Raw genomic sequence first — 21,317 nt, forward strand, 5'->3', positions numbered from 1 at the left:
GAAGTAGGGAGATTTAGAGATGACGCAAGAATTAACAGATTTAAGAAACAGCATACTTGAGGGAAGATATGAAGATGCTCTTTTCATTGTCGATGAATTGGAATCAATGAGTAAAGAAGATAAAATTAATAAAATTAAATCCTATTTGGTTAGAATCATGGTTCATTTAATAAAAAACCAGATAGAACAGCGTCTAAATAATTCTTGGTCGGCATCGATTACCGATTCTATCGCAGAGATAAAAACCACCAATTTAAAAGATAATAAAACCTCCTATTATATTAAAGAGGGAGATTGGGGAATCTTACTAGAAGAGGCGATGGGGAGAGCCATTCGGCTTGCTGCTGTAGAAGTGCAAGGCGGAAAATTAAGACCGGCTCAACTTTCAGCTATGATAGATAGAAAACAACTTATCCAAACCGCTGAAAACTTGCTAAATTTAACTTATGAACATTCCGGTGAAACACTTTTAGATATCGTTGATACCTATTTAGTTCAACTACCAGGCGGCGAAAATTGGCAATTGGGGAGAGATTAGAATGACTCAAGAATTAAGGAATTTAAGAAACAGCATCCTTGAAGGAAGATATGACGATGCTCTCTCCATCGTCGATGAATTAGAATCGATGAGTAAAGAAGATAAAATTAATAACATCCAATCCTATGTAATTCGCATTTTAATTCATCTCATCAAAATTCATATTGAACAGCGATTAACAAATTCTGGTAGAGCATTAATTTCCCAATCAGTCAACCGCATTAAACGTCTCAATCTTAAAGACAGTAAAAACTCTTACTATCTTAAGCCTGGTGAATGGGAAAAAATGCTAAAAAACTCGATAGAAGAATCCATAGATTTAGCCTCCGTAGAAGTGCTGGACGGAACACTAAAACCCGAAAGAATTTCCGAACTAATAGACAAAAATCAAATTCTTGAAACTGCTCAACAATTCCTATATTTAACCTATGAATGTTCAGGCAACGAATTAACTCAGATTATCCGTCACAAACTGGCTCAACTATCTAGCGTAAAAAAATGGCAACATCGAGATTAAATCTTGCCGGTTTACCAAAACTCGAAACCTGGATTAGCACCGCTCAAAATCACGCCAAATCTGGCACTCTCCCCTCCTACATCCCCCCACTTGCCCAAGTCGATAAAGCAGCCTTTGCGCTCTGCCTAGAAGCCATTGACGGCGAAAAAATAACGCATGGTGACACGAGTTTAACTTTCCCGTTAATGAGCGTCATAAAGCCATTTTTACTGCTTTATTGTCTTGCCGAATTTAAAGAAAAAACCGTATTTAAAATCGTTGGCACAGAATACTCAGATCAACCATTTAATTCTTTCGCCCAATTGCAACAAGACGGCGGAAAACCACGCAACCCTATGATCAATAGTGGGGCAATTGCCTTATCATCCTTACTTCCGGGGAAAGATGGTTTTTCTTGTTGTCAAACTCTCCAAAATTGGCTGAATCACCATGCAAACTGCCGACTTTTTTTAGATGAAAAATTGTTATACTCGGTTAATTCTACCCCAAATCCCCGCAATCAAGTTATCGCCGCCGAATTAGAAAAAGCCGGTTATATTCAAAACGCGGAAATTGCCCTCGATACCTACAATCACATCTGCTGCTTAGCGGGAAACATTGCTGATCTAACCCAGTTAGGGATGTTGCTGGTAAAGCCGATTTTTTCCCCCTATAGTCGGATGGTAAAAGCTATTATGTTAACCTGCGGTTTATATCAAGCTTCTAGCCGGTTTGCGGTGGGTGTTGGAGTGCCGGTGAAATCGGGAGTAAGCGGCGTAATTTTAGCCGTAATTCCGGGGGAAGGCGTTATCGCTTGTTATAGTCCGCCGTTGGATGCTGAGGGAAATTCTCTGGTCGGTTTGTTTCTGGTTGAACAAATAGTTAAAAGCTTCAATTTGAGTGTTTTCGAGTAACTTTAAATCAGCCAAATTATATTGATATCAATACCATCCTCGCTACCCGTTAAAACCTGTAGCTACATGAAAAAACCCCCGCTCGACGTTCGCACTTGGGGGGTTATTCAAAGCTTAAAAATAATTAAGGCAGAGGTCAAATTAACCTAAAATATTAAGCATGACTGGCAGCAATCCAAAATAAACTATCTACCAAAATTGTACTTAAAACTGCACCGCCAAAAGCCCACCAATAAAGTTGTTTTGAACGCAAGGGAACAATACCGGCTACTAGAAGAATAATCAGTAAAACTGCGGCGCTACTGACTCCGAAAGGAGTTCGCACTTGGGCTGTAGCATTTTGCAAAATAGGCAAAGCAAGTGCAGGATCAACTTGCATAATATGACGCCAGTGAGGAATCAAACCGGCTAAGTAAAAATATAAATCGGTAATAGCTGTGCCAAAAAGCGAACCGAGATAAAACCAACTTCCGACTAACAATTGGCGGCGATACAAACACCACAAAGCAATCGGCAGACAAAGGGCTTCTACTGGTAAATGCACTGTCGGTTCCCAGCGTAACCAGCCCCAATATATGGAACCGCACAACCAAGAGCCGGTGAAACCCAGCAGTAAATCACCCCAGACGTGGGTTTTGGGGCGCGATAACAGCGTCCAGCCCAACCCTACCCAACCGGCAGTTAACAGCAAGCTGAGAGTCGGAAACGCTCGGACGAGGGGGGCTTGGAAAAACACCGGCACTGAGACGAGAAAAACAGCGGCTGCAAAGATTTTCCAAGATTCGCTTAATATAACTTTACCCGGCACAACAGCGGAAAAAGGGCTGTCAGTCTTGGCTGGTAGCGGGTTTGAGGGGTAAGAGGGCAGAGTTTGGTTTAACAAGGTTTCTTTAATTTTCTTTACTTAACTTAATGTAATGTAAGATATCACAAAAATATCCCCCTAGGGGGCATTTCTCTTAAATAAATTTTAGCCCATATCATCAAACTCTACAAATCAGCTAGTATCGTTGCTGGCAAGTGGTCTTTTTTTTGGCAACTACAAAGGAGTCGCTGGGTATGAGTTTATTACGCGCTAAGTTTTTGATGTGGTTGGCTGGCGGGGTGTTGTTGAGTGTGCCGGTGAAGTTGCTGGCGCAAACACCGGTGCCGGTGGGGGGGGATACCGGTTCTCCTAATATTGATGTTTTCGAGGCGCTGCTTTTGGGCATTGTCCAAGGGTTGACGGAGTTTTTGCCGATCAGCAGTACGGCGCATTTAAAAGTTGTGCCGGTTGTTTTTGGTTGGGGTGATCCAGGGGTGGCTTATACCGCTGTTATTCAATTAGGCAGTATTGCAGCCGTTTTATGGTATTTCTGGAAGGATATAACCAATGTTGTCAGCGGTTCTATTCAGGCTATTCTGCGCCGAGAATATGATAGCCACGAGTTTCAAATAGGCTTGGGTATTGTGTTAGGAAGTGTTCCTATTATTATTGGTGGGCTTTTAATTAAAATATTGATTCCTGATTTTGATAATTCTCCTTTACGCAGTTTGGCAGCGATTGCTTGTGCTTCCATTTTTATGTCTTTACTTTTGGCAGTTGCCGAGAAAGTAGGCAAACGCAAACGCGATTACAATCAACTGGTTTTAAAAGATGGTATTTTAATGGGTTTGGCACAAGCGATAGCTTTAATTCCTGGCTGTTCTCGTTCGGGTTCAACACTGACAGCAGGATTGTTTTTAGGGTTAGAAAGGGCGGCGGCGGCGCGGTTTTCATTTTTGTTAGGAATTCCGGCAATTACCTTAGCCGGTTTGGTAGAAATGAAGGATGCAATTAAGCAAATTCCAGCGGTGGGCCCGCTTCCTTTAATTGTGGGGATTGTTTCGGCGGGCGTGGTTTCTTATGCTTGTATTGCTTGGTTATTAAAGTTTCTCCAAACTCAAAATACTTGGCTTTTTGTTTGGTATAGATTGCTTTTTGGTGTGGTGATTTTGGGGGCAATTTTGACGGGAATTTTGCCCAATAGTTAACTACCCAGCTTTTGAAAAAATCCGCTCAAAAACAAAGCGCTCGCCTTGTGGGCTTTTAATGTTTACAAGCGGCGCTCAAACGTTGTAAAATAAAAAGAAACACGAAAAAAGATGGATATTGAACGGTGGACAGATGAACGATTAGACCGGCTGGCAGATGCGGTGAGCCAAGTTTTGATTGCGCCTCAGCAAAAAAGTCTCGAAAGTTTTAATCAAACTGTAGTCTATCTTGCTGCTGGTTTTGCTTCTACAAATGCAGGGGGGAAGGTGTAAAAAGACATGATTGTTTTTGGATTAAGAAGGTAAGTATAAATAATTTTTGATGTCTTTTGCAACAATTAATTTTAAAAGAAAATGAGTGAATCTACAGTGAAACCGGCCTTAATTACAAAAGTTATTCCTGATTCAATTGCCGCTGAAATTGGCTTTGAGCCTGGGGATAAAATTGTGGCGATTAATGGTGAGCGTCCGCGAGATTTGATTGATTATAATTTTTTGTGTGCGGATGAGTTTTTAGAGTTGGAGGTGTTGGATGCGAAGGGGAAAACGCATAAGTTAGAACTTGAAAAAGATTATGATGAGGATTTGGGTTTAGAGTTTGAGTCGGCTTTGTTTGATGGGTTGATGCAGTGTAATAATCGTTGTCCGTTTTGTTTTATTGATCAGCAGCCTCCTGGGAAGCGAGAAACGCTTTATTTACGGGATGATGATTATCGATTGAGTTTTCTTTATGGGTCTTATTTAACTTTAACAAATTTAACACAAAAGGAATGGTTTAGAATTGAGATGATGCGGCTTTCTCCGCTTTATGTTTCTGTTCATGCAACAGAGGCTGAGGTGAGAATTCGTTTGCTAAAAAATGAGCGTGCTGGGAAGATTTTGGAACAGTTAAAATGGTTTCAGGAACGGCGTTTACAAATTCATGCTCAGGTGGTGGTTTGTCCGGGGATTAATGATGGTGTACATTTGGAAAGAACGCTGAGAGATTTGGCGAGTTTTCATAAGGGAAAGGTGCCGGCGGTGGCGTCGGTGGCGGTTGTGCCGGTGGGGTTGACAAAATTTAGGCCGGTGGAGGATGAGTTGGTGCCGGTGACTCCTGAAAAGGCGCGGGAAGTTATTACTCAAGTGCAGAATTTACAGAAAGAATTACGGGGGAAAAAGAAGGGTAATTGTATTTGGTTGGCTGATGAATGGTTTTTGATTGCTGGGGAAGATTTACCACCGGCTTCTTTTTATGAGGATTACCCGCAAATTGGTAATGGTGTGGGTTCTATTCGTCAGTTTTTAAGTCAGTTTGAGGAGGCTTTTGAGCGGTTGCGGGTGCCGGTTGTTTCGCCTCCTCGTCGGTTAATTTGGGTGGTTGGTAATGCTGTGGAGAAGGCGTTTTTGCCGGTTGTTGAAAAGTTGAATTCAGTTGAGGGTTTGCAGGTGGAAATGGTGGCGATTAATAGTGATTATTGGGGGCAAAAGATTACGGTGACTGGGTTGTTGACGGGTGAGGATTTGTTGCGGAATTTAGAGGGGAGAAATTTGGGGGATGGAATTTTGTTACCTTCGGTTATGTTGAAGGCTGGGGATAGTTTGTTTTTGGATGATTTACGGGTTGATGATGTGGCGGAAAAGTTGGGGGTTAAAATTAGGCCTGTTTCTGGTGTTGAGGGTTTGATTGAGGGGTGTTTGGAGTGGTAGGGGGTGCCGGTTGATATTGGTGTGTAGATTTGTCGCCGGTTAAAACCGGCGGATGGTGCATGAAGAAAGCCCCTTCGGGGTTAAGATATATTTTCGATAAAAACCTCCGCCAATATTTTTCTAAATCCTCGTTTTGCTAACAACCCAACCTACAGATAGGTTATAATCAACTCATCACATTTTGGGCAAAAAAATGATGAATTCATCTTCTGAATACAACGAGTTTCTGCTGGTGGAAAAAATCCGCCGTTTACCGCCCGAAAAAATTATAGAAGTTGAAGATTTTGTCGATTTTTTGTTAGAGAGAAAAGAAGAAATCTGGCTAAATCGCGCAGCGGCAAAATTGTCTGAAAATTCTTTTGCTGAAATCTGGGATAACCCGGAGGATGCTGAGTATGACCGGCTATAATTTTGGAGATGTTGTTTTGGTTCCTTTCCCTTTTACTGATCAAACAACGACGAAACAACGTCCGGCAGTTGTTATTAGTTCTGATATTTACAATAATCAAGGGTTCAATGATATAATTATTATTGCCATCACCAGTCAATTTAGCGGAATGCCGAAAGTAGGAGAGGGAATACTGAAAAATTGGCAAGCTGCGGGTTTAATAAAGCCTTCTATGATTAAGCCGGTGGTGGTAACTTTAGAAAAAAGTCTTGTTATTAGAAAGCTTGGACAACTTGTGGAGGAAGATTTACAAATTCTGCGGGATGTTTTAGCTGCAATTATTGGGTTTTGAAGATTTGCCGATATTTGTCGCCGGTTAAAACCGGCGCCTACACAATAAAAAACCCCTCCGGGGTTAAGCAATATTCTCGATAAAAACCGGCTGTATTTTAACCTGCGTTTTAAGGAATATCTAAGGACTTTTTAAGCGCTTCTTTTATTTCGCCTATAAGTTGTGGTGAGAGATTTCCTAATTGCTTCATAAAAACTGATTGATTAACAGTGGCAATTTTATCTCCTCTGATTAAAGATGTTTTTTTGAGGCCGGTTGCTAGAAAGTTTGGATGATCTTCGGGAATTAATACCCATGTTTCTCGTAACTCCACTGTCGGTATTTTTGAGAAAATTCCTAAAATTATCAATTCTTCTCGATGAACTGCAATAACAAGTGCCGGTCTAACTTTTGTGGATGTTAGATCACTAAAGGGAAATCTCACCAGCCAAATTTCACCATATTTAGGTTTATTCAAGTTCATAAATATCTTCTTCCGGATCGTTCCATTCTTTAAATCCTGTTTCTGCTAACTGCATCATCGCAATACTTTCTATTTGTTCTTCCAATTCTGATAACAGCTTTTCTTGTTCTTTTAAAGGCAGTTGAAATATCAGTGCTTTGATTTCTTCTACGCTAGGAGGTTTCATGGCGGAGATAACCGGGTTTTTATTATGTTTATTCATTATATCTTTTTGGTTTTGTTTGACAACTGGAATTTAAGAGGTGCCGGTGGCGAATTTCCCCACAAAACCGGCATCCAACAAAACCGGCACCCATATTTATCACCGGTTGAAACCGGCATATACACAAATAAAACCCCTGCGGGGTTAATGATTAAATTCGATAATTTCTCATCAACAAACCCCGCACCAACCAATAACCCAACCCCGGAGGGGTTTTATTCATGTAGACACCGATTTTAATCGGTGGCGAATGCCGGTGGCTTCGTCAAAAACCTGGCATTCACAATTTTTCACAACTTAGATATTACACTCTGCAAGTCTCGACGCGAGAGAAGAGAATCCACCCCAACCCGCCCACCCCGACACCCCAAAAAACCAACCACCAAACCCACCCCTTACACCCACACACACCTTAGGGAGGTGGCCAGTTTTTGCTTGCTTATTAAATTGTAGGTTTGAGTAGCTTAACCATTCTCCATTTACACGCCACCCCACACGATCCCCAAAAGCATCCCATATTTTCTCATCAAACTCTCTCATACCGCCCAGACTTTCATAAATACGTTTCTGCACGGAAAAACCAAACCGGCCATTGCTATATTTTACCCACAGCTTGTTTATCGTTCTCAGGTCTACACAGGGAAAATTACCGATTTCTTTAACTCTTAACCGCCCTTCCTTTTCCCTCCCCGCCGCCTTTAACATCACACAAGCCGTTTCTTGATCTGCCTCTTTCCACATTCCCGCCTTCAAATAATCCCGCAACTGCGAATAATCAACACCTCGATCACTGCTTAAATCATCTGCCTCTTCCTTCAGCAACTCCAACCATTCTCCCACTGTTTGCGGACGAGCTTTAGGCAACAACTCCATCCCCTTTAAAATCGCCTGATTTTCCCTTTCACTAATTTCGGGATTATATTGTTTAGGTGCAGTTAAAGGAATATTCGCATCTTTCCGAAAATTGGCAGGAAACGGCACTTTTCCCGTTCGCATCACATAATACGTCGCCGCCAACGCATACACATCCGTAAAAGTTCCCCTTTCTGCCCTTCTCTCATACTGCTCAATTGGTGCAAAACCATGTGTCAGAGAAGCAGTATGGCTCATCTCCATTCCTTGAACAAACTCCCTTGCTAAACCAAAATCAATTAACACCGCATCTAAACTCGTGGGACGCAGTAAAATATTTTGAGGTTTAACATCCCTGTGTAAAAAACCCCGTTCGTGAACAAAAGTCAGCGCCTCCCCCACTTGGCGGATAATTTTTAAGGCTTCCTCTGGGGATAAAATGCCCTTGTTTTCAATATAGTCATGTAAATTTTCCCCATTGATGTATTCCATCACAACTCCCAAGATATCCCCTTCTTTAAACACCTGATCAACCTTGGGAATGTGGGGATGGGAAAATTTGGCTAAACGCATCGCTTCGTTCATAAAATCAACTTGGCGTTTCTCAAAATCGGGTTCTTGGTGTTGTTTAGCATTGAGAGTTTTGATAGCAATCAATTTACCAGAGGCGGTTTCTCTGGCTTTGTAGGTGATGCCAAAGCCTCCACTCCCGATGACGTTTTCAATTATATATTTTCCGTTTTCCAGTTTTTGGTTAGGTTTCCAGTACATATTTTTAACCGCAGATAAACGCAGATGAACGCGGATGAATGCTGATGTGGGTGTTTGGTTTAGATTTTAGCTTATTTTTTTAACCGCAGATAAACGCAGATGAACGCGGATGAATAAGGATGTGGATGTTTGGGTTAGTTTTTAAGTCAATTTTGGTAAACTTCACACGGTTTAGAGAAAGATTAGTAGCTAATAAAAGTGCCGATGAAATATCACCGGCACTTCTCATTAATTACTTTGTTTGTTATTCTCCTTAGCTGAATTATCAGGCCAGGGATCAAAACCTAGCAATTTACCGACTTCCGAATTTTTCCAAAAAGCTTGTCTTTCAGCATGACTCATTAACACATTTCCACTCGAACTTGCTCAGGCATTAACAAGCAAAGGAACTCCCCATTGTTATTCATGTTTCCAATCGTTGTTTTTCCCACATACTCCATCTCTTTATCTTTAAGCAACGCCTCTAGATCTTCCCTCGCACCCACTCTCGAAAAGCCTTCAAAACCGCTATTTCCCCACCGGCCTTACTCTGCTCAACAAACCGGCCCAACTCCCCACAAGAAACCAACCCAAACGCCACACTAAACTCCCGCTCAACATAACTCCCATCCACCAACTCATAAAACATCAAAACCCGCCCATCATATCGCCACAACTCCCGCACACCCAACGCAGAATAAATTCCCAACTTATTAACAGAACTACTCGTTATATCAATCTCAATCGCCAAATCTGGAGGAGGATCATTTGCCAAATCTAACTGCTGCCGCACCCTCACAAGCGGCTCATTTTGCACATAATAACAATTATCCGGCTCAATACCCTTTCTTAAATCCTCTCGCTTCAAAGTCATCGACCCCGCACTCTTAATTTCAATCTCCAACTCTATCGCTAAACCAACAATAAAGTTATGCAGATTTATCTTCGGACTTTCATGTTCAAAAAGCGGTGCCATAATCTCTAAAATTCCATCATCATAAGCAAAACGCGAACCACGACCCTCGCCAGTTTCCTTTAGCAAAACCTCAAAAGTTTGCCAGCTAATATTATGTAGAACCGTTCGCTGTTCCGCAACATTTAAAATTGCTAAACTCATAAAACCCACTCCGCAAAATAAAAAAGTAGGCCGATGCTCTGGCAACCGGCCCCCCAATAAATAAACTAACTCAACCCACCAAAAAACTCCAAAGTCTCCCGCAAAGCCCCAATAAAAACATCAATTTCATCACGAGAATTATAAAAATACAAACTCGCCCGCGCCGTCGAAGGAAGCTTTAACAAACGATGTAAAGGCTGCGTACAATGATGACCTGAACGAATAGCAACCCCCGCCAAATCTAACATCGTAGACAAATCATTTGGATGCACATCACCCGCCGTAAAAGCAGCCAAAGCCGCCCGATTACTTCCATCCCCTTGCGGTTTAGGGCCATAAATTGTAATCCCCGGCACCTCACCCAATTTGTCAAACAAATAAGCCGTTAACTCATGCTCATAAGCAGCAATATTTTCCATCCCAATACTACTTAAATAATCCACCGCCGCACCCAAAGCAATCGCCTCAGCAATGGCAGGAGTCCCAGCCTCAAACTTAGACGGCGGTTCCGCATAAGTTGAATGATCCAAAAACACATCCGCAATCATTTCACCACCCCCCAAAAACGGAGGCATAGCCTTTAAAACTTCCAACTTTCCATACAAAAAACCAATCCCCGTAGGCGCACACATCTTATGCCCAGAAGCCACCAACCAATCACAATCAATATCCTTAACATCTATCGCCAAATGAGGCACGCTTTGGCACGCATCAATTAACACCTTAGCGCCAAACTTCCGAGCCTCAGCTACAATTTCCTTCACCGGATTAACACAACCCAAAGTGTTAGAAACATGAACCACAGAAACCAACTTTGTCTTATCAGAAAGCAGCGATTTATACTGCTCAAAATCAAATTCCTGCGTTTCTGTTAACTCAACAAACTTCAACACAGCACCCGTTTTTTGAGCAACCAACTGCCAAGGAACCAAATTACTGTGATGCTCCATCACCGACAGAATAATCTCATCCCCCCGCTGTAAACTATTCATCCCCCAAGCATAAGCAACCAAATTAATCGCTTCGCTCGCATTTCGGGTATAAATAATCTCTTGAAAAGTAGCCGCTTTCACAAACCTAGCAACCTTTTCCCGCGCCTCTTCATAAGCCGCAGTCGCCCTTGCACTCAGCGTATGTACACCCCTGTGAACATTGGAATTATACTCATCATAATAACTCCGCAAAGTCTCCAAAACCTGCAAAGGCTTCTGAGAAGTCGCCGCATTATCAAAATAAACCAACCGGTGCCCATTCACCTCTTGCAACAAAATCGGAAAATCTTTTTTAAACTGAGCCGCTAAACTTTTTTCTTGAGTAATCATATTTTATTTTTCCTTTGTCATTTGTAATTTATCATTGGTCATTTGTCATCGGTCATTTGTCATCGGTCATTTGCCATTTGTACAGCACAACACAATACAAAGGACAAATGACAAAGTACAGACGTTCTGCCAGAACGTCTCTACGGACAAATGACTAATCATTATTCCGGCAAGAAACACACCGGCCTAACATTGTTTGTAGCGAAACAACCGGCAGCAATTGAATTATCTCATCCGCAAAAGCATCCATCAACAACCGGCAACTCATCTCCCGATCTAAACCGCGACTTTGCAGATAAAAAACCTCTTCAGCATCCAACTGACTAACGGTAGCACCATGAGAGCACTTAACATTATCAGCCGTAATTTCTAACTGTGGCTTAGTATCCACCCGCGCCTTTGGAGAAAGCAACAAATTTCGACTTAATTGTGCAGCATTTGTTAACTGCGCCGGCTTCGGCACAAACACCTTTCCATTAAACACCGCATGAGCCCGATCTCCCACAATACACTTATGCAATTGATCCGTCGTTCCATGCGGGTGATTTAGGGCAATTAAACTATGGGTATCCGCCAACTGTTCCCCAGCAATCATCGTCAAACCATTAAGCTTAGTATCCGTTCCCTCGCCGGTTTGAAACACCTCCAAATTATGCCGAGAAACCTTCGCACCCAAACTTACCGCATGACAAACATAGCGACTAAAACGTGCCTGAGAAACCGCAGTTTTGCCCACATGAAACGCATCGCCACTTTCGCGCTGAATGCGAACATGAACAACCTCAGAATTCTCCGCCGTAAAAATTTCTGTTACCGCATTTGTCCAATAAGGATGAGATGTAGAAACATCAGGACAACCTAAAGAAGCTGTCGCATAATGCTCAACAATTGTCACCTTACTATTTGCTTCCGCCACCACTAAACAACGCGGCTGCGAAATTGCCGGTGCATCCGCCACCGTCAAAAACAGTAAATGAATGGGCGTTTCTACCGCCTTATTTTTCGGCACAAAAACCACCGCCGCCTCTTCCAAACCGGCAGTATTCAGCGCCGTGAAAACCTCCTCCGAACCCGGAAGTTTTCCCAGATAATTTTTTACTTGCTCAGCGCTATTTTCCGCCGGCAAATTACCAACAAAAACCCCATCAGGCAAAGCTGCAACCGACGATAAATGAGGCGCAAAAATACCATTCACAAAAACCAACCGGCTCTCTTGTGCTTCTGGCAAAATCAGCGCCGAAATCGCCACCTCTGGCAACTCCACCGGCACCGCTTTTTCAAACTTCACCTGCAACAAAGAAGACAAATCTGTAAACCGCCATTCCTCATCACGAGTCGAAGGAATCGCCTGTTCACTCAACAAAACTGCGGCTCTTTCGCGCACCGGCATCAACCAATCATTTCCCGAAGTTTCCGCCGCCACAGTCTTTAACAAATCTGCCAAATAACCGGCTCGATTTTGTTTAACAATCCTCGATTCTACAACTTGACTCATCGCGCCACTACCTCTTGCTCAAGTACCCAATCATAACCCCGCGCTTCCAATTCCAGCGCCAAATCTTTAGTGCCGGTTGTAATAATTCGTCCCTGTTCCATCACATGAACAAAATCTGGCACAATATAATCAAGTAACCGCTGATAATGCGTAATCACCAGCATCGTATTCTCAGCATTTGCTAATTGATTCACACCATTAGCAACAATCCGCAGTGCATCAATATCCAAACCCGAATCCGTCTCATCTAAAATCGCTAATTTCGGTTCCAGAAGCGCCATTTGCAAAATCTCATTGCGCTTTTTTTCGCCTCCAGAAAACCCTTCATTAACACTGCGTTCTAAAAAAGCCGGATTCATTTTCACGACATCCAACTTTTGCTCAATCAACTCATCAAAATCAAAGGCATCTAATTCTTCTAAACCTTTGTGTTTGCGGTGAGAATTATAAGCAACTCTCAGAAAGTCTAAATTACTCACACCCGGAATTTCTAAGGGATATTGAAACGCCAAAAACACCCCTGCTCTCGCTCTTTCTTCGGGTGTCAATTCCAGCAAATTCTGCCCCTGAAAAATGATTTCTCCGCCGGTTACGGTGTAGTCTGGGTGCCCCGACAACACCTTGGAAAAAGTGCTTTTTCCTGAGCCATTTGGCCCCATAATGGCGTGAATTTCACCGGCTTTCATCTCTAAAGATAAGCCTTTTAAAATCTCTGTGCCGTCTACTTCGGCGCGTAAATCACTAACCGATAAAATAACTTCTGAGTTTTCTACAATCATCGTTTTTTGTCCTCTCTGTGTTTAGTACGGGGGGTGATTTTTTAACCGCAGATGAACGCTGATAAACGCGGATAGGTTATCTGTTTTTATCTGCGCTCATCTGCTATAGATAGGATGCGGTTTTTTAAACTAAGATAAACGCGGATAGTTATCTGTCTTCATCTGCGTAGCGCTATCGCGCCGCTCCGCGTACATCTGCGTTTATCTGCGGTTAAAATTATCCTACGCTTCCTTCAAGTTTTAAACTCAAAAGCTTATCAGCCTCAACAGCAAATTCCATCGGCAATTTATTGAAGACATCTTTACAGAATCCGCTGATCATCATTGAAACAGCATCCTCTGCGGAAATACCCCGTTGTGCAAAGTAGAAAAGTTGATCTTCTCCAATTTTGGAAGTAGACGCTTCATGCTCTACTTTTCCCATGTTATTCTGCACTTGAATATAGGGGAAAGTATTTGCTTGAGCGTTATCTCCTATCAGCATTGAGTCGCATTGCGAATAATTGCGTGCGCCTTCTGCTTTGGGGCCAATTTTTACTAAGCCTCGATAGCTATTTTGCGAGTTTCCCGCAGAAATGCCTTTAGAAATAATCGTGCTGCGGGTGTTTTTGCCGATGTGGATCATTTTTGTGCCGGTGTCTGCTTGCTGTTTGTTATTTGTCAGCGCCACAGAGTAAAATTCTCCCACAGAATTATCACCAATCAAAACGCAACTCGGATATTTCCAAGTAATTGCTGAGCCGGTTTCTACTTGTGTCCAAGAAATCTTAGAATTGACTCCCTGACATATCCCTCGTTTGGTGACAAAGTTGTAAATTCCACCTTTGCCATTTGCATCACCGGCATACCAGTTTTGCACTGTTGAATATTTGATGTCGGCGTTATCTAGCGCTACCAATTCCACAACGGCGGCGTGTAATTGGTTGCTGTCATACATCGGTGCGGTACAGCCTTCTAAATAAGTAACTGAGCTACCTTCTTCGGCTACAATTAAGGTGCGCTCAAATTGCCCCGAATCTCCGTTATTAATACGGAAATAAGTTGATAAATCCATCGGGCATTTTACGCCTTTGGGAATATAGACAAATGAGCCATCGCTAAACACTGCCGAATTCAGCGCCGCAAAGAAGTTATCCGCCACCGGCACCACACTACCTAAATATTTTTTCACCAATTCCGGGTAATCTTTAACTGCTTCAGAAATTGAACAGAAAATTACTCCGTCTTTGGCTAGTTTTTCCCGAAATGTGGTAGCAACGGATACGCTATCAAATACTGCATCAACAGCTACGTTTGCGAGTCGTTTTTGTTCAGAAAGTGAAATCCCCAACTTCTCGAAGGTTTCTAACAAAACCGGATCAACTTCTTCTAAACTGTTGAGTTTTTTCGGGGCTTGTTTGGGGGCAGAATAGTAGATAATATCTTGATAGTTAATTTTTGGATAATTGACGTGCGCCCAGTTTGGCTCTTCCATTTTTAGCCATTGCCGATAGGCTTTTAAACGGAATTCCAGCATAAATTCTGGCTCTTCTTTTTTGGCAGAAATTAGCCGCACGACATCTTCGCTTAAACCACGCGGGATTGTGTCAGATTCAATCTCCGTGATAAAGCCATATTTATAGGGTTGGTTGACTAAGGTTTTAACGGATGCGCTCATTGGTGTTCTCTCTCTCTAATCTGTATGCCGATAGCGGCGCGTGGCGTTAGCCATTGCTTAGCCCACCGGCCTCTACTACATGGTGGGCTAAGCCCACCCTAAACTAATATTGATTGGTGGTTTCTCGGATTTGCTCAAAACTGATCTGCTGTTCTTTACCGGCAAAGTCGTTATCCGGTTGCAAAAACAGCATACAGTGGCATTCTTTGCGCTCGCGCATGGGTACACAAGGGCAATTCCAAAAGGCAGCCGCAACTTCTGCCTCTTTGTCTTCGTAGTGCCGGCACGGACAAAGCGGCGCACCGAGTTCGTCTTTATGTTTGGCTAATCCTTCGATGACAACGGCGGTGATGCTCAAGTCAGAGCAAAAATAAGTGCCGGTGCGCTGCGCGTAGGTTTCCGAGAAGTGGCGCATCGCTTCGACGCTTTTTTCAGTTGCTTGCGTGGGGGTTTCGGGTGCGTTCATTCGGCAGGCGATGTAGTTGGCAACTAATAATGGTCTATAATCGGTTAAACAACTTGATTGTTGCTTTACTTTCATTTTAGGTTACTTTAGCAACCTTGATGTTGTCAAAGTCTAAAAACGTAAATTTTCGTGACAGATTTTTTTATAGCTGGGCAAAACGATGACCACCATTCACGAACCCACCACAAAACAAGACATCCTGCAATATTTGCTCCAGCAGGGTCAAGCAACGGCGCAGGAGTTGGCCGAAAGGCTGGAAATTAGCCCCCAGGCGGTTCGCCGGCACCTCAAAGACTTGGAAACCGAAGAATTGATCCACCATAAGCCGGTGCAAGCCGGAATGGGAAGACCTCAGCACGTTTACGAGCTTACCCGTCAAGGACGAGATCGCTTTCCAAGCCGATACGATGAGTTTGCGGTGGCGCTGCTGGATACTTTGGCGGAAACTGTCGGCAGCGATCAGATGGGTTCGATCCTTCGCAAACAGTGGGAGCGCAAAGCATTAGAATACCGGCAACGGATGGGAAATGGTTCGTTACAGCAGCGAGTGGAAAATTTAGTCGCCTTACGCCGGCTTGAAGGCTACATGGCAGAGTGGCACCCAGTGGAAACCAACAACGGCCAAAAAGCCGCATCGTTTATGATTACCGAGCATAACTGCGCTATTTCCCACATTGCTGAGTCTTACCCCAGCGTCTGCGGTCACGAGTTAGAAATGTTCGCCCTCGCCCTGCAAAATTGTACCGTAGAGCGGACACACTGGATCGTTAAAGGTGAACATCGTTGCGGCTATTTGATTAAAGAGCGGTAATTTTCCTTAGTCCTTTGTCCTTAGTCCTTTGTTAGTAGCCATTTAAAATCTATTTTAAAAGCGCACCGGCAATGGGTGTGTTAAGTTTTTCGTTTGCTGTAATATAATTATTACCTATAATTTTCTAGCTTCCCTATCCATTCTTTTTTTCACCAATCACCCAAAATATGGAATTTTTAACCCCAGCAGAATGTGCAGAAGTTGATAAAACCTTGTTGAGTTCCCGCGATAAATTTTCTGTGCGTTTAGCAATATATGCCCTGCGCGTGCTCAAAGAAATTTCTCAAAAAAACGCTGTGCCGGTGCGACAAATCACTCCCCAAAAAGTCGCGGAATGGATTGCCAAAGATGAGAAAATCCAAGAACAAATCGAAGTGGATGCTAACTTTGCCGGCTTTTTTACAAATTTGGTGATTTCTTCTTTACGACCTTTAAATGTCGCCTCGGAAGAAACAGGAGTGCCGGTGGAAAATTTAACCATTCCCCAAGTTATCAATTACTTTGAAAAAGATGCAAAAAATCGCCTTGAAAATGCTCCCAATACCTAAAAATAACTGCCGGTGAAGACAGGCGTAACTCTTTCTTATTTTGGTGGCTGGGGGAGAAAAGAAGGCTTTTCAAGTGGTTCGTTATGGGAAGACTGAGAAAGATTTCTCTTCCTAGGGGTCTATACCTTAAGATAGATATAGCCCTAATCTACTCCTTCGTTGACTGTATTTTTGTTTTCTTCTCAGTCGCATTTTTAAATTATGTCTAAAATTTTAATGTAGAACTGCGAGATTATCAAAAGTGGACATCCAATTACAGCAAGCTGGACAGCTAAAACAAGATTTAATTGATTTTGTCCTTGATGCCGAGGGAGAATTAGCCATTGCCCTTGAAAAATTTGTCGCCGAAAAGGCCAGCAAAGATAATTACGATAGTACCGAAAGGGATATTCTCGTAGATACATTTGCCTGCGAAGGTAAAGCAGGTGACACAACTGCTTTAGAGTTATTTATCGAAAGCCAGCCAGACTTATCAGACAGCGAACGCCATTTAATTTTAAATTGGCATCGCAGCTTCACCGGCCTTTTTAGCGTCGCTGAAATTTTGCCAGAAACTTTTGATGTAATGAACTGGCTTACTGCCAAACATTATATTATCAAGCCCACCCAAGAATTCCTGCCCACCGACCTAAAAAAACTTAAAGTGGGTGATATTTTGTTGGCCCGTATTGCACCTTTGGGCGATGAAACTTGGATATTTTCTTGCGGCTATTCCCAAATGGGTAATCTCGGCAAACCTAAACTCGCCGTTGCCATTGGTAATTTCAAGAAAAATTACAAACCCTATCTTTATAGTGATGCCCCCGAATTGTTAGAAGAAGCATGGCAGTCGGTGGAAAAATACCACAAAGAATTTATCGATTTTTTTGGCAGCGAAGAAGTGACACTTTCTGGCTATTTGCTTAGTAAAAAAATCACAGAATTTCAAGAGATTCTCGCTAAAAAAAGTTTAGAATCAGCCGGTATTGATGGCACTAAATCTTTAGCAGAAATTGCCAAAGAATCGGGTGTTGAAGAGGCAGAAATAAAAGCCGCTGCCAAAGCTGCCGGTGCCGATGAAAAAGCGCTTGATCAGATGTTACAAAATAAAGAAACGGGCAAAATGGTGATGCCAAAGGTAGAACTGCCCCCTACTCTCAAAAAAGCTGAACAAGTCACGGCTTTAAGCGATCCTCGCTGGGGACAAATGTTTTTAGCAACCTATAGCCGGTTTAAAACCCTGCTAGAAGCTGCCGACTGGCAAACAATTGAAGGGGCAGAAAAACTTGTGCGAAAATATCTGGAAGACCCAGAAATTAATGCTTTTATTTGGCATCGCCTCGCTCAAAATTATCCCCAAAAATTAGAAAGTCTCTTGCGAGAATTTTTAAACCGGCCTGAGTTTACATTAGAGTTGCATTTAGACTCTTTATTGGCAGAACACAAAAAACCCTTAGAACCAGAATTGCCAGAAATTGCCAGTGTGCCGATACATCTGCATAATTTATTTCAAGAAGCGATAGCTGAACTCAATAAAAGCGAAGCAAAAGCTAAAGCTAATAAAAAGCCAGCGAAAGGATTTCAACGCCCTTAATTTTTGTAAAGCCCCGCTGGTAGGCTAAAAAAAAGATAGTATTGCTTACCCCTCAACACCGGCTTTACAACCCCAGGTTTTCGTAGCCTCATCCTCAAGTGTGAAGAAGATTCTCAAAAAAATAAGTAAACAAAGGTAGACATTTTTTTGGCAATTTCACTCTTGAGGATGAAATTAATTGCCGAAGATGATTATAAAATTAGAATTAAGTTAAAAGACTTTTTAGCAAAGTCTTGCCATAATAAAAAAAGCAAACAAGCGAAACGGCAACAAAACAAGCCGAAGCCAGGGTGCAGAGTCGGTGGTGTGATGTGAGATATCTCAAAAAAGTCTTTTCGACTCCAGCACCCGTTATTACCTGGAGAGAAAAACAATGAAACCGCTATTAACTATCGTGTTTAGCTTGGGTTGGGTTGCCGCCTTTGGCACAAATGCTCTTGCTCAAGAAACGCTCAATCAAAACAACGCCAACCCAAACAATTATCAAGGCACCGGCGCAGCAGAATTATTATTGCCGGTGGAACAAAGACAACCCTTTTCTATTTCTTTAGAACAACAAAATAGAGAAATAGAGCGCAAAGCGTTGGGAAGAAACAGGGGTGCGATTAATATTGAAGAACCGCGTTTAATCATGCCGGTGTGCTCGGATGCGTGCGATTCTCCCACCGTCGCCCCAAATAACACTAACGAAGGCATCGGAGTGGTTTTGCCGGTGCAATTTTAGCCTCACCCTCTCCTCTCTAAAAGGGGAGGGAAAGCAAAAATAGCAAAACGATATTTTCTCTCTATCGACTCTTAGGGGAGGGGGAGATAGGGTTGGCGCTTATTGTTTTCATTGCTCAATTATATAGAAATTGAGGGGTATTGTTTTCAAAAGCTGTGCTAATCAGCGGTACACTAAACTGGTTGAGTTAATAAAACCTAATGGTTAATGGGATCAGTTGGAGTGTAGGAGAGCAAATGCTGCCAATACTGGCAAGTGTTGGTGAGACTGCCACAAAAGCAGAAAGCGCAATGGTTTTAGCCGGTGTGCTACTGAGTTTAGTTGTTGTGTATTTGGCGAGCAAAATTGGCGGCGAATTATCAAATGCTTTCGGGTTGCCGCCGGTGTTAGGAGAATTGGTTGGCGGTGTTGTCGTAGGAATATCAGCTTTGCATTTATTGGTATTTCCAGAAAGCGGTGCCACGAGTTCCGATTCGTTTATTATGAGCATTTTGCAAGCCACTGCCGGCTTGAGTCCTGATGCTACCACAGCGACTTTTGAAGCCCAAAGCGAAGTTATCTCTGTTTTAGCAGAATTGGGAGTGATTATTCTGCTATTTGAGATTGGTTTAGAGTCAAATTTAAAGCAATTGATGGAGGTCGGAATTCAGGCCATCCTTGTTGCTTGTGTGGGGGTGGTGGTGCCGTTTGCGGCGGGCACGGCTGGGTTAATGTTGATTTTTGGGGTGCCGGCTATTCCGGCTATTTTTGCTGGCGCTGCTTTGACGGCAACCAGTATTGGGATTACTTCAAAAGTTCTTTCTGAAATTGGCCGGCTTAATTCTCAAGAAGGGCAAATTATTATTGGGGCTGCCGTCATTGATGATGTGCTGGGAATTATTGTTTTGGCAGTGGTTGCCAGCTTAGCCAAAACCGGCGAAGTTGATGTAAACAATGTCATTTATTTAATTATCAGTTCAACGGTTTTCTTGGGTGGAGCAATTGTCCTGGGGAAGGTGTTTAATAAGTCGTTTGTTGCCCTTTCTGAGAGCCTAAAAACTCGTGGGGAGTTGATTATTCCTGCCTTGATTTTTGCGTTTATTTTGTCCTATATTGGCGCGGTAATTCATTTGGAGGCAATTCTGGGTGCCTTTGCGGCGGGGTTGGTTTTTGACGAAACTGATAAGCGCAAAGAATTGGAAAAACAAGTGCGTCCGATTGCTGATATGTTGGTGCCGGTGTTCTTTGTGGCGGTGGGTGCAAGGACAGATTTGGGAGTATTAAATCCGGCAATTCCGAGTAATCGTGAGGGTTTAATTATTGCGGTGTTTTTAATTGTGGTGGCAATTTTGGGAAAAGTTGTTACCGGCGCTGTGGTGTTTGGCAAAGAAAAAATCAATCGTTGGGCAATTGGTGTGGGGATGATTCCGCGTGGAGAAGTGGGATTAGTTTTTGCCGGTGTTGGTACGGCAAGTGGGGTGTTATCTGATGCTTTGAATGCGGCAATTATTATGATGGTGATTTTGACGACTTTCGTGGCTCCGCCTTTGCTGCGGTTGGCGTTTGGAGATGCGCCTTCTGTTGAGGTGAAAGCAGATTAAGTGTTTGTAGGTTGGGTTATTTAACCCAACCTACCCAACCGGTTTACCAGTTACCAATCACCAATTTTTAACCAATTTTTACTTGATCGGTTTGAACGCTGCTGGCACCATAAACGCCTTGAGCAATGGAGACTAATTTTTGCAAGGTTTGTTGGTCGGGAACTTCGCCTTTTAAGACTACTGTGCTGCCGGTTTGGGCAACCCATAGCCGGTCAAGGTCTGCAACTTGTGAGTCTTGATCGAAGGCTAAGGCTACTCGTTTGGCAAGGCCACTTTGGTCATATTCGCCGTTTAATCCCAGGCGTTCTGGGGCAATGTCGGGTGTTTGGGGGGCGGCGGGGACGCTGTAGCTTTGTTGAGTGTCAGGCGCTGTGACGGTGGCCGGTTGAGATTGGGGTTTTTCGAGGCCGAAGAGTCTTTGTAACCAACCCATTTTGTTTTGTCCTGTAAAGTTTGTGGTGTGCAATTTTAGTCTAGCGATTTTATTTCCTCACCAAAAAACGGGCCTTATTTAGCCCGTTCAAGTTTTTACCCTTCCTCTACCCCGCAGACTTCCGAAACCAGCGCTCTGAATAAATGCCGGCAAGC

General features: G+C 43.0%; 25 protein-coding genes. 14 read left to right on the forward strand and 11 right to left on the reverse strand.

Features of this window, described 5'->3' with window-relative positions; genetic code table 11:
* Positions 1–19: 19 nt before the first annotated feature.
* Genes NG798_RS22700 through NG798_RS22710 form a run of 3 tightly spaced genes read left to right on the forward strand, consistent with a single transcriptional unit; the run spans position 20 to position 1,948 of the window.
* The gene (locus tag NG798_RS22700; RefSeq protein WP_261225990.1) at positions 20–538 is read left to right on the forward strand and encodes a DUF29 domain-containing protein; all 519 of its coding nucleotides are present in this window, start codon (positions 20–22) and stop codon (positions 536–538) included.
* 1 nt (position 539) lies between these two features.
* Positions 540–1,055, forward strand: a complete 516-nt coding sequence (locus NG798_RS22705) for a hypothetical protein (protein WP_261225991.1) — start codon at positions 540–542, stop codon at positions 1,053–1,055.
* On the forward strand, positions 1,037–1,948 hold the full coding sequence (locus NG798_RS22710; RefSeq protein ID WP_261225992.1) for a glutaminase: 912 nt from the start codon (positions 1,037–1,039) through the stop codon (positions 1,946–1,948). Before NG798_RS22705 ends, NG798_RS22710 begins: the two co-directional genes overlap by 19 nt.
* Before the next feature lie 154 nt (positions 1,949–2,102).
* Here NG798_RS22710 and NG798_RS22715 read toward each other — a convergent pair whose 3' ends face one another.
* A complete protein-coding gene (locus NG798_RS22715) occupies positions 2,103–2,831 on the reverse strand; it encodes a DUF3120 domain-containing protein (protein ID WP_263013053.1) in 729 nt (242 codons plus the stop codon).
* Between the two features lie 176 nt (positions 2,832–3,007).
* On the opposite strand from NG798_RS22715, the gene NG798_RS22720 reads away from it, so the two are divergent.
* From NG798_RS22720 to NG798_RS22740, 5 genes are all read left to right on the forward strand, one after another.
* Positions 3,008–3,961, forward strand: coding sequence for an undecaprenyl-diphosphate phosphatase (locus NG798_RS22720; RefSeq protein WP_261225993.1), 954 nt, complete (start codon positions 3,008–3,010; stop codon positions 3,959–3,961).
* A 111-nt stretch (positions 3,962–4,072) separates the two neighbouring features.
* Entirely contained in the window at positions 4,073–4,234 is a 162-nt protein-coding gene (locus NG798_RS22725; RefSeq protein ID WP_261225994.1) for a hypothetical protein, read from the forward strand.
* A gap of 81 nt (positions 4,235–4,315) precedes the next feature.
* Positions 4,316–5,650 carry a TIGR03279 family radical SAM protein gene (locus tag NG798_RS22730; RefSeq protein WP_261225995.1) on the forward strand — a complete coding sequence of 445 codons (1,335 nt, stop codon included), beginning with the start codon at positions 4,316–4,318 and terminating at the stop codon, positions 5,648–5,650.
* Between the two features lie 193 nt (positions 5,651–5,843).
* Positions 5,844–6,059 carry a DUF2281 domain-containing protein gene (locus NG798_RS22735; protein ID WP_261225996.1) on the forward strand — a complete coding sequence of 72 codons (216 nt, stop codon included), beginning with the start codon at positions 5,844–5,846 and terminating at the stop codon, positions 6,057–6,059.
* On the forward strand, positions 6,046–6,390 hold the full coding sequence (locus NG798_RS22740; RefSeq protein ID WP_261225997.1) for a type II toxin-antitoxin system PemK/MazF family toxin: 345 nt from the start codon (positions 6,046–6,048) through the stop codon (positions 6,388–6,390). The genes NG798_RS22735 and NG798_RS22740 overlap by 14 nt, the downstream gene beginning before the upstream one ends.
* A 109-nt stretch (positions 6,391–6,499) precedes the next feature.
* Here the strand turns inward: NG798_RS22740 and NG798_RS22745 are convergent, their stop codons facing one another.
* Together NG798_RS22745 and NG798_RS22750 are read right to left on the reverse strand one after the other, a co-directional pair.
* Positions 6,500–6,853: a type II toxin-antitoxin system PemK/MazF family toxin gene (locus tag NG798_RS22745; RefSeq protein ID WP_261225998.1), complete on the reverse strand. Its 354-nt coding sequence runs from the start codon at positions 6,851–6,853 to the stop codon at positions 6,500–6,502.
* Positions 6,840–7,019: a hypothetical protein gene (locus tag NG798_RS22750; RefSeq protein WP_261225999.1), complete on the reverse strand. Its 180-nt coding sequence runs from the start codon at positions 7,017–7,019 to the stop codon at positions 6,840–6,842. The genes NG798_RS22745 and NG798_RS22750 overlap by 14 nt, the downstream gene beginning before the upstream one ends.
* A 24-nt stretch (positions 7,020–7,043) precedes the next feature.
* Between NG798_RS22750 and NG798_RS22755 the strand changes: the two genes are divergently transcribed.
* On the forward strand, positions 7,044–7,295 hold the full coding sequence (locus NG798_RS22755; RefSeq protein WP_261226000.1) for a hypothetical protein: 252 nt from the start codon (positions 7,044–7,046) through the stop codon (positions 7,293–7,295).
* Between the two features lie 57 nt (positions 7,296–7,352).
* On the opposite strand, the gene NG798_RS22760 is transcribed toward NG798_RS22755, so the two are convergent.
* The 7 genes from NG798_RS22760 to NG798_RS22790 form a co-directional block, all read right to left on the reverse strand.
* On the reverse strand, positions 7,353–8,678 hold the full coding sequence (locus NG798_RS22760) for a serine/threonine-protein kinase (protein WP_261226001.1): 1,326 nt from the start codon (positions 8,676–8,678) through the stop codon (positions 7,353–7,355).
* 463 nt (positions 8,679–9,141) lie between these two features.
* Positions 9,142–9,774: a Uma2 family endonuclease gene (locus NG798_RS22765; protein WP_261226002.1), complete on the reverse strand. Its 633-nt coding sequence runs from the start codon at positions 9,772–9,774 to the stop codon at positions 9,142–9,144.
* A 65-nt stretch (positions 9,775–9,839) separates the two neighbouring features.
* Complete coding sequence (locus NG798_RS22770; RefSeq protein ID WP_261226003.1) at positions 9,840–11,096, reverse strand: SufS family cysteine desulfurase; 1,257 nt, start codon at positions 11,094–11,096, stop codon at positions 9,840–9,842.
* 154 nt (positions 11,097–11,250) lie between these two features.
* Complete coding sequence (sufD, locus tag NG798_RS22775; protein ID WP_261226004.1) at positions 11,251–12,591, reverse strand: Fe-S cluster assembly protein SufD; 1,341 nt, start codon at positions 12,589–12,591, stop codon at positions 11,251–11,253.
* Positions 12,588–13,370: a Fe-S cluster assembly ATPase SufC gene (gene sufC, locus NG798_RS22780; RefSeq protein ID WP_261226005.1), complete on the reverse strand. Its 783-nt coding sequence runs from the start codon at positions 13,368–13,370 to the stop codon at positions 12,588–12,590. Before sufC ends, sufD begins: the two co-directional genes overlap by 4 nt.
* A 217-nt stretch (positions 13,371–13,587) precedes the next feature.
* A complete protein-coding gene (sufB, locus tag NG798_RS22785; protein ID WP_261226006.1) occupies positions 13,588–15,027 on the reverse strand; it encodes a Fe-S cluster assembly protein SufB in 1,440 nt (479 codons plus the stop codon).
* A gap of 103 nt (positions 15,028–15,130) precedes the next feature.
* Entirely contained in the window at positions 15,131–15,493 is a 363-nt protein-coding gene (locus NG798_RS22790) for a ferredoxin thioredoxin reductase catalytic beta subunit (RefSeq protein ID WP_261226018.1), read from the reverse strand.
* 160 nt (positions 15,494–15,653) lie between these two features.
* On the opposite strand from NG798_RS22790, the gene sufR reads away from it, so the two are divergent.
* The 5 genes from sufR (at position 15,654) to NG798_RS22815 (ending at position 20,729) form a co-directional block, all read left to right on the forward strand.
* Complete coding sequence (sufR, locus tag NG798_RS22795) at positions 15,654–16,304, forward strand: iron-sulfur cluster biosynthesis transcriptional regulator SufR (protein WP_261226007.1); 651 nt, start codon at positions 15,654–15,656, stop codon at positions 16,302–16,304.
* 167 nt (positions 16,305–16,471) lie between these two features.
* The gene (locus NG798_RS22800) at positions 16,472–16,852 is read left to right on the forward strand and encodes a hypothetical protein (RefSeq protein ID WP_261226008.1); all 381 of its coding nucleotides are present in this window, start codon (positions 16,472–16,474) and stop codon (positions 16,850–16,852) included.
* A 241-nt stretch (positions 16,853–17,093) separates the two neighbouring features.
* Positions 17,094–18,425, forward strand: a complete 1,332-nt coding sequence (locus NG798_RS22805; protein WP_261226009.1) for a hypothetical protein — start codon at positions 17,094–17,096, stop codon at positions 18,423–18,425.
* Positions 18,426–18,798: 373 nt separating this feature from the next.
* Positions 18,799–19,149, forward strand: a complete 351-nt coding sequence (locus NG798_RS22810; protein ID WP_261226010.1) for a hypothetical protein — start codon at positions 18,799–18,801, stop codon at positions 19,147–19,149.
* 236 nt (positions 19,150–19,385) lie between these two features.
* Positions 19,386–20,729 carry a cation:proton antiporter gene (locus NG798_RS22815; protein ID WP_261226011.1) on the forward strand — a complete coding sequence of 448 codons (1,344 nt, stop codon included), beginning with the start codon at positions 19,386–19,388 and terminating at the stop codon, positions 20,727–20,729.
* Positions 20,730–20,796: 67 nt separating this feature from the next.
* Here NG798_RS22815 and NG798_RS22820 read toward each other — a convergent pair whose 3' ends face one another.
* Complete coding sequence (locus NG798_RS22820) at positions 20,797–21,162, reverse strand: BON domain-containing protein (RefSeq protein ID WP_261226012.1); 366 nt, start codon at positions 21,160–21,162, stop codon at positions 20,797–20,799.
* Between the last annotated feature and the right edge of the window lie 155 nt (positions 21,163–21,317).

Source organism: Ancylothrix sp. D3o, from assembly GCF_025370775.1.
Classification (GTDB): Bacteria; Cyanobacteriota; Cyanobacteriia; order Cyanobacteriales; family Oscillatoriaceae; genus Ancylothrix.

Excerpts from the sequence above, each read along its gene's own strand:
- NG798_RS22700 (WP_261225990.1), top strand. The coding sequence starts at position 20 with ATGACGCAAGAATTAACAGATTTAAGAAACAGCATACTTGAGGGAAGA.
- NG798_RS22705 (WP_261225991.1), top strand. The coding sequence starts at position 540 with ATGACTCAAGAATTAAGGAATTTAAGAAACAGCATCCTTGAAGGAAGA.
- NG798_RS22710 (WP_261225992.1), top strand. The coding sequence starts at position 1,037 with ATGGCAACATCGAGATTAAATCTTGCCGGTTTACCAAAACTCGAAACC.
- NG798_RS22720 (WP_261225993.1), top strand. The coding sequence starts at position 3,008 with ATGAGTTTATTACGCGCTAAGTTTTTGATGTGGTTGGCTGGCGGGGTG.
- NG798_RS22725 (WP_261225994.1), top strand. The coding sequence starts at position 4,073 with ATGGATATTGAACGGTGGACAGATGAACGATTAGACCGGCTGGCAGAT.
- NG798_RS22730 (WP_261225995.1), top strand. The coding sequence starts at position 4,316 with ATGAGTGAATCTACAGTGAAACCGGCCTTAATTACAAAAGTTATTCCT.
- NG798_RS22735 (WP_261225996.1), top strand. The coding sequence starts at position 5,844 with ATGATGAATTCATCTTCTGAATACAACGAGTTTCTGCTGGTGGAAAAA.
- NG798_RS22740 (WP_261225997.1), top strand. The coding sequence starts at position 6,046 with ATGACCGGCTATAATTTTGGAGATGTTGTTTTGGTTCCTTTCCCTTTT.
- NG798_RS22745 (WP_261225998.1), bottom strand. The coding sequence starts at position 6,853 with ATGAACTTGAATAAACCTAAATATGGTGAAATTTGGCTGGTGAGATTT.
- NG798_RS22750 (WP_261225999.1), bottom strand. The coding sequence starts at position 7,019 with ATGAAACCTCCTAGCGTAGAAGAAATCAAAGCACTGATATTTCAACTG.
- NG798_RS22755 (WP_261226000.1), top strand. The coding sequence starts at position 7,044 with ATGTTTATTCATTATATCTTTTTGGTTTTGTTTGACAACTGGAATTTA.
- NG798_RS22760 (WP_261226001.1), bottom strand. The coding sequence starts at position 8,678 with ATGTACTGGAAACCTAACCAAAAACTGGAAAACGGAAAATATATAATT.
- NG798_RS22765 (WP_261226002.1), bottom strand. The coding sequence starts at position 9,774 with ATGAGTTTAGCAATTTTAAATGTTGCGGAACAGCGAACGGTTCTACAT.
- NG798_RS22770 (WP_261226003.1), bottom strand. The coding sequence starts at position 11,096 with ATGATTACTCAAGAAAAAAGTTTAGCGGCTCAGTTTAAAAAAGATTTT.
- sufD (WP_261226004.1), bottom strand. The coding sequence starts at position 12,591 with ATGAGTCAAGTTGTAGAATCGAGGATTGTTAAACAAAATCGAGCCGGT.
- sufC (WP_261226005.1), bottom strand. The coding sequence starts at position 13,370 with ATGATTGTAGAAAACTCAGAAGTTATTTTATCGGTTAGTGATTTACGC.
- sufB (WP_261226006.1), bottom strand. The coding sequence starts at position 15,027 with ATGAGCGCATCCGTTAAAACCTTAGTCAACCAACCCTATAAATATGGC.
- NG798_RS22790 (WP_261226018.1), bottom strand. The coding sequence starts at position 15,493 with ATGAACGCACCCGAAACCCCCACGCAAGCAACTGAAAAAAGCGTCGAA.
- sufR (WP_261226007.1), top strand. The coding sequence starts at position 15,654 with ATGACCACCATTCACGAACCCACCACAAAACAAGACATCCTGCAATAT.
- NG798_RS22800 (WP_261226008.1), top strand. The coding sequence starts at position 16,472 with ATGGAATTTTTAACCCCAGCAGAATGTGCAGAAGTTGATAAAACCTTG.
- NG798_RS22810 (WP_261226010.1), top strand. The coding sequence starts at position 18,799 with ATGAAACCGCTATTAACTATCGTGTTTAGCTTGGGTTGGGTTGCCGCC.
- NG798_RS22815 (WP_261226011.1), top strand. The coding sequence starts at position 19,386 with ATGCTGCCAATACTGGCAAGTGTTGGTGAGACTGCCACAAAAGCAGAA.
- NG798_RS22820 (WP_261226012.1), bottom strand. The coding sequence starts at position 21,162 with ATGGGTTGGTTACAAAGACTCTTCGGCCTCGAAAAACCCCAATCTCAA.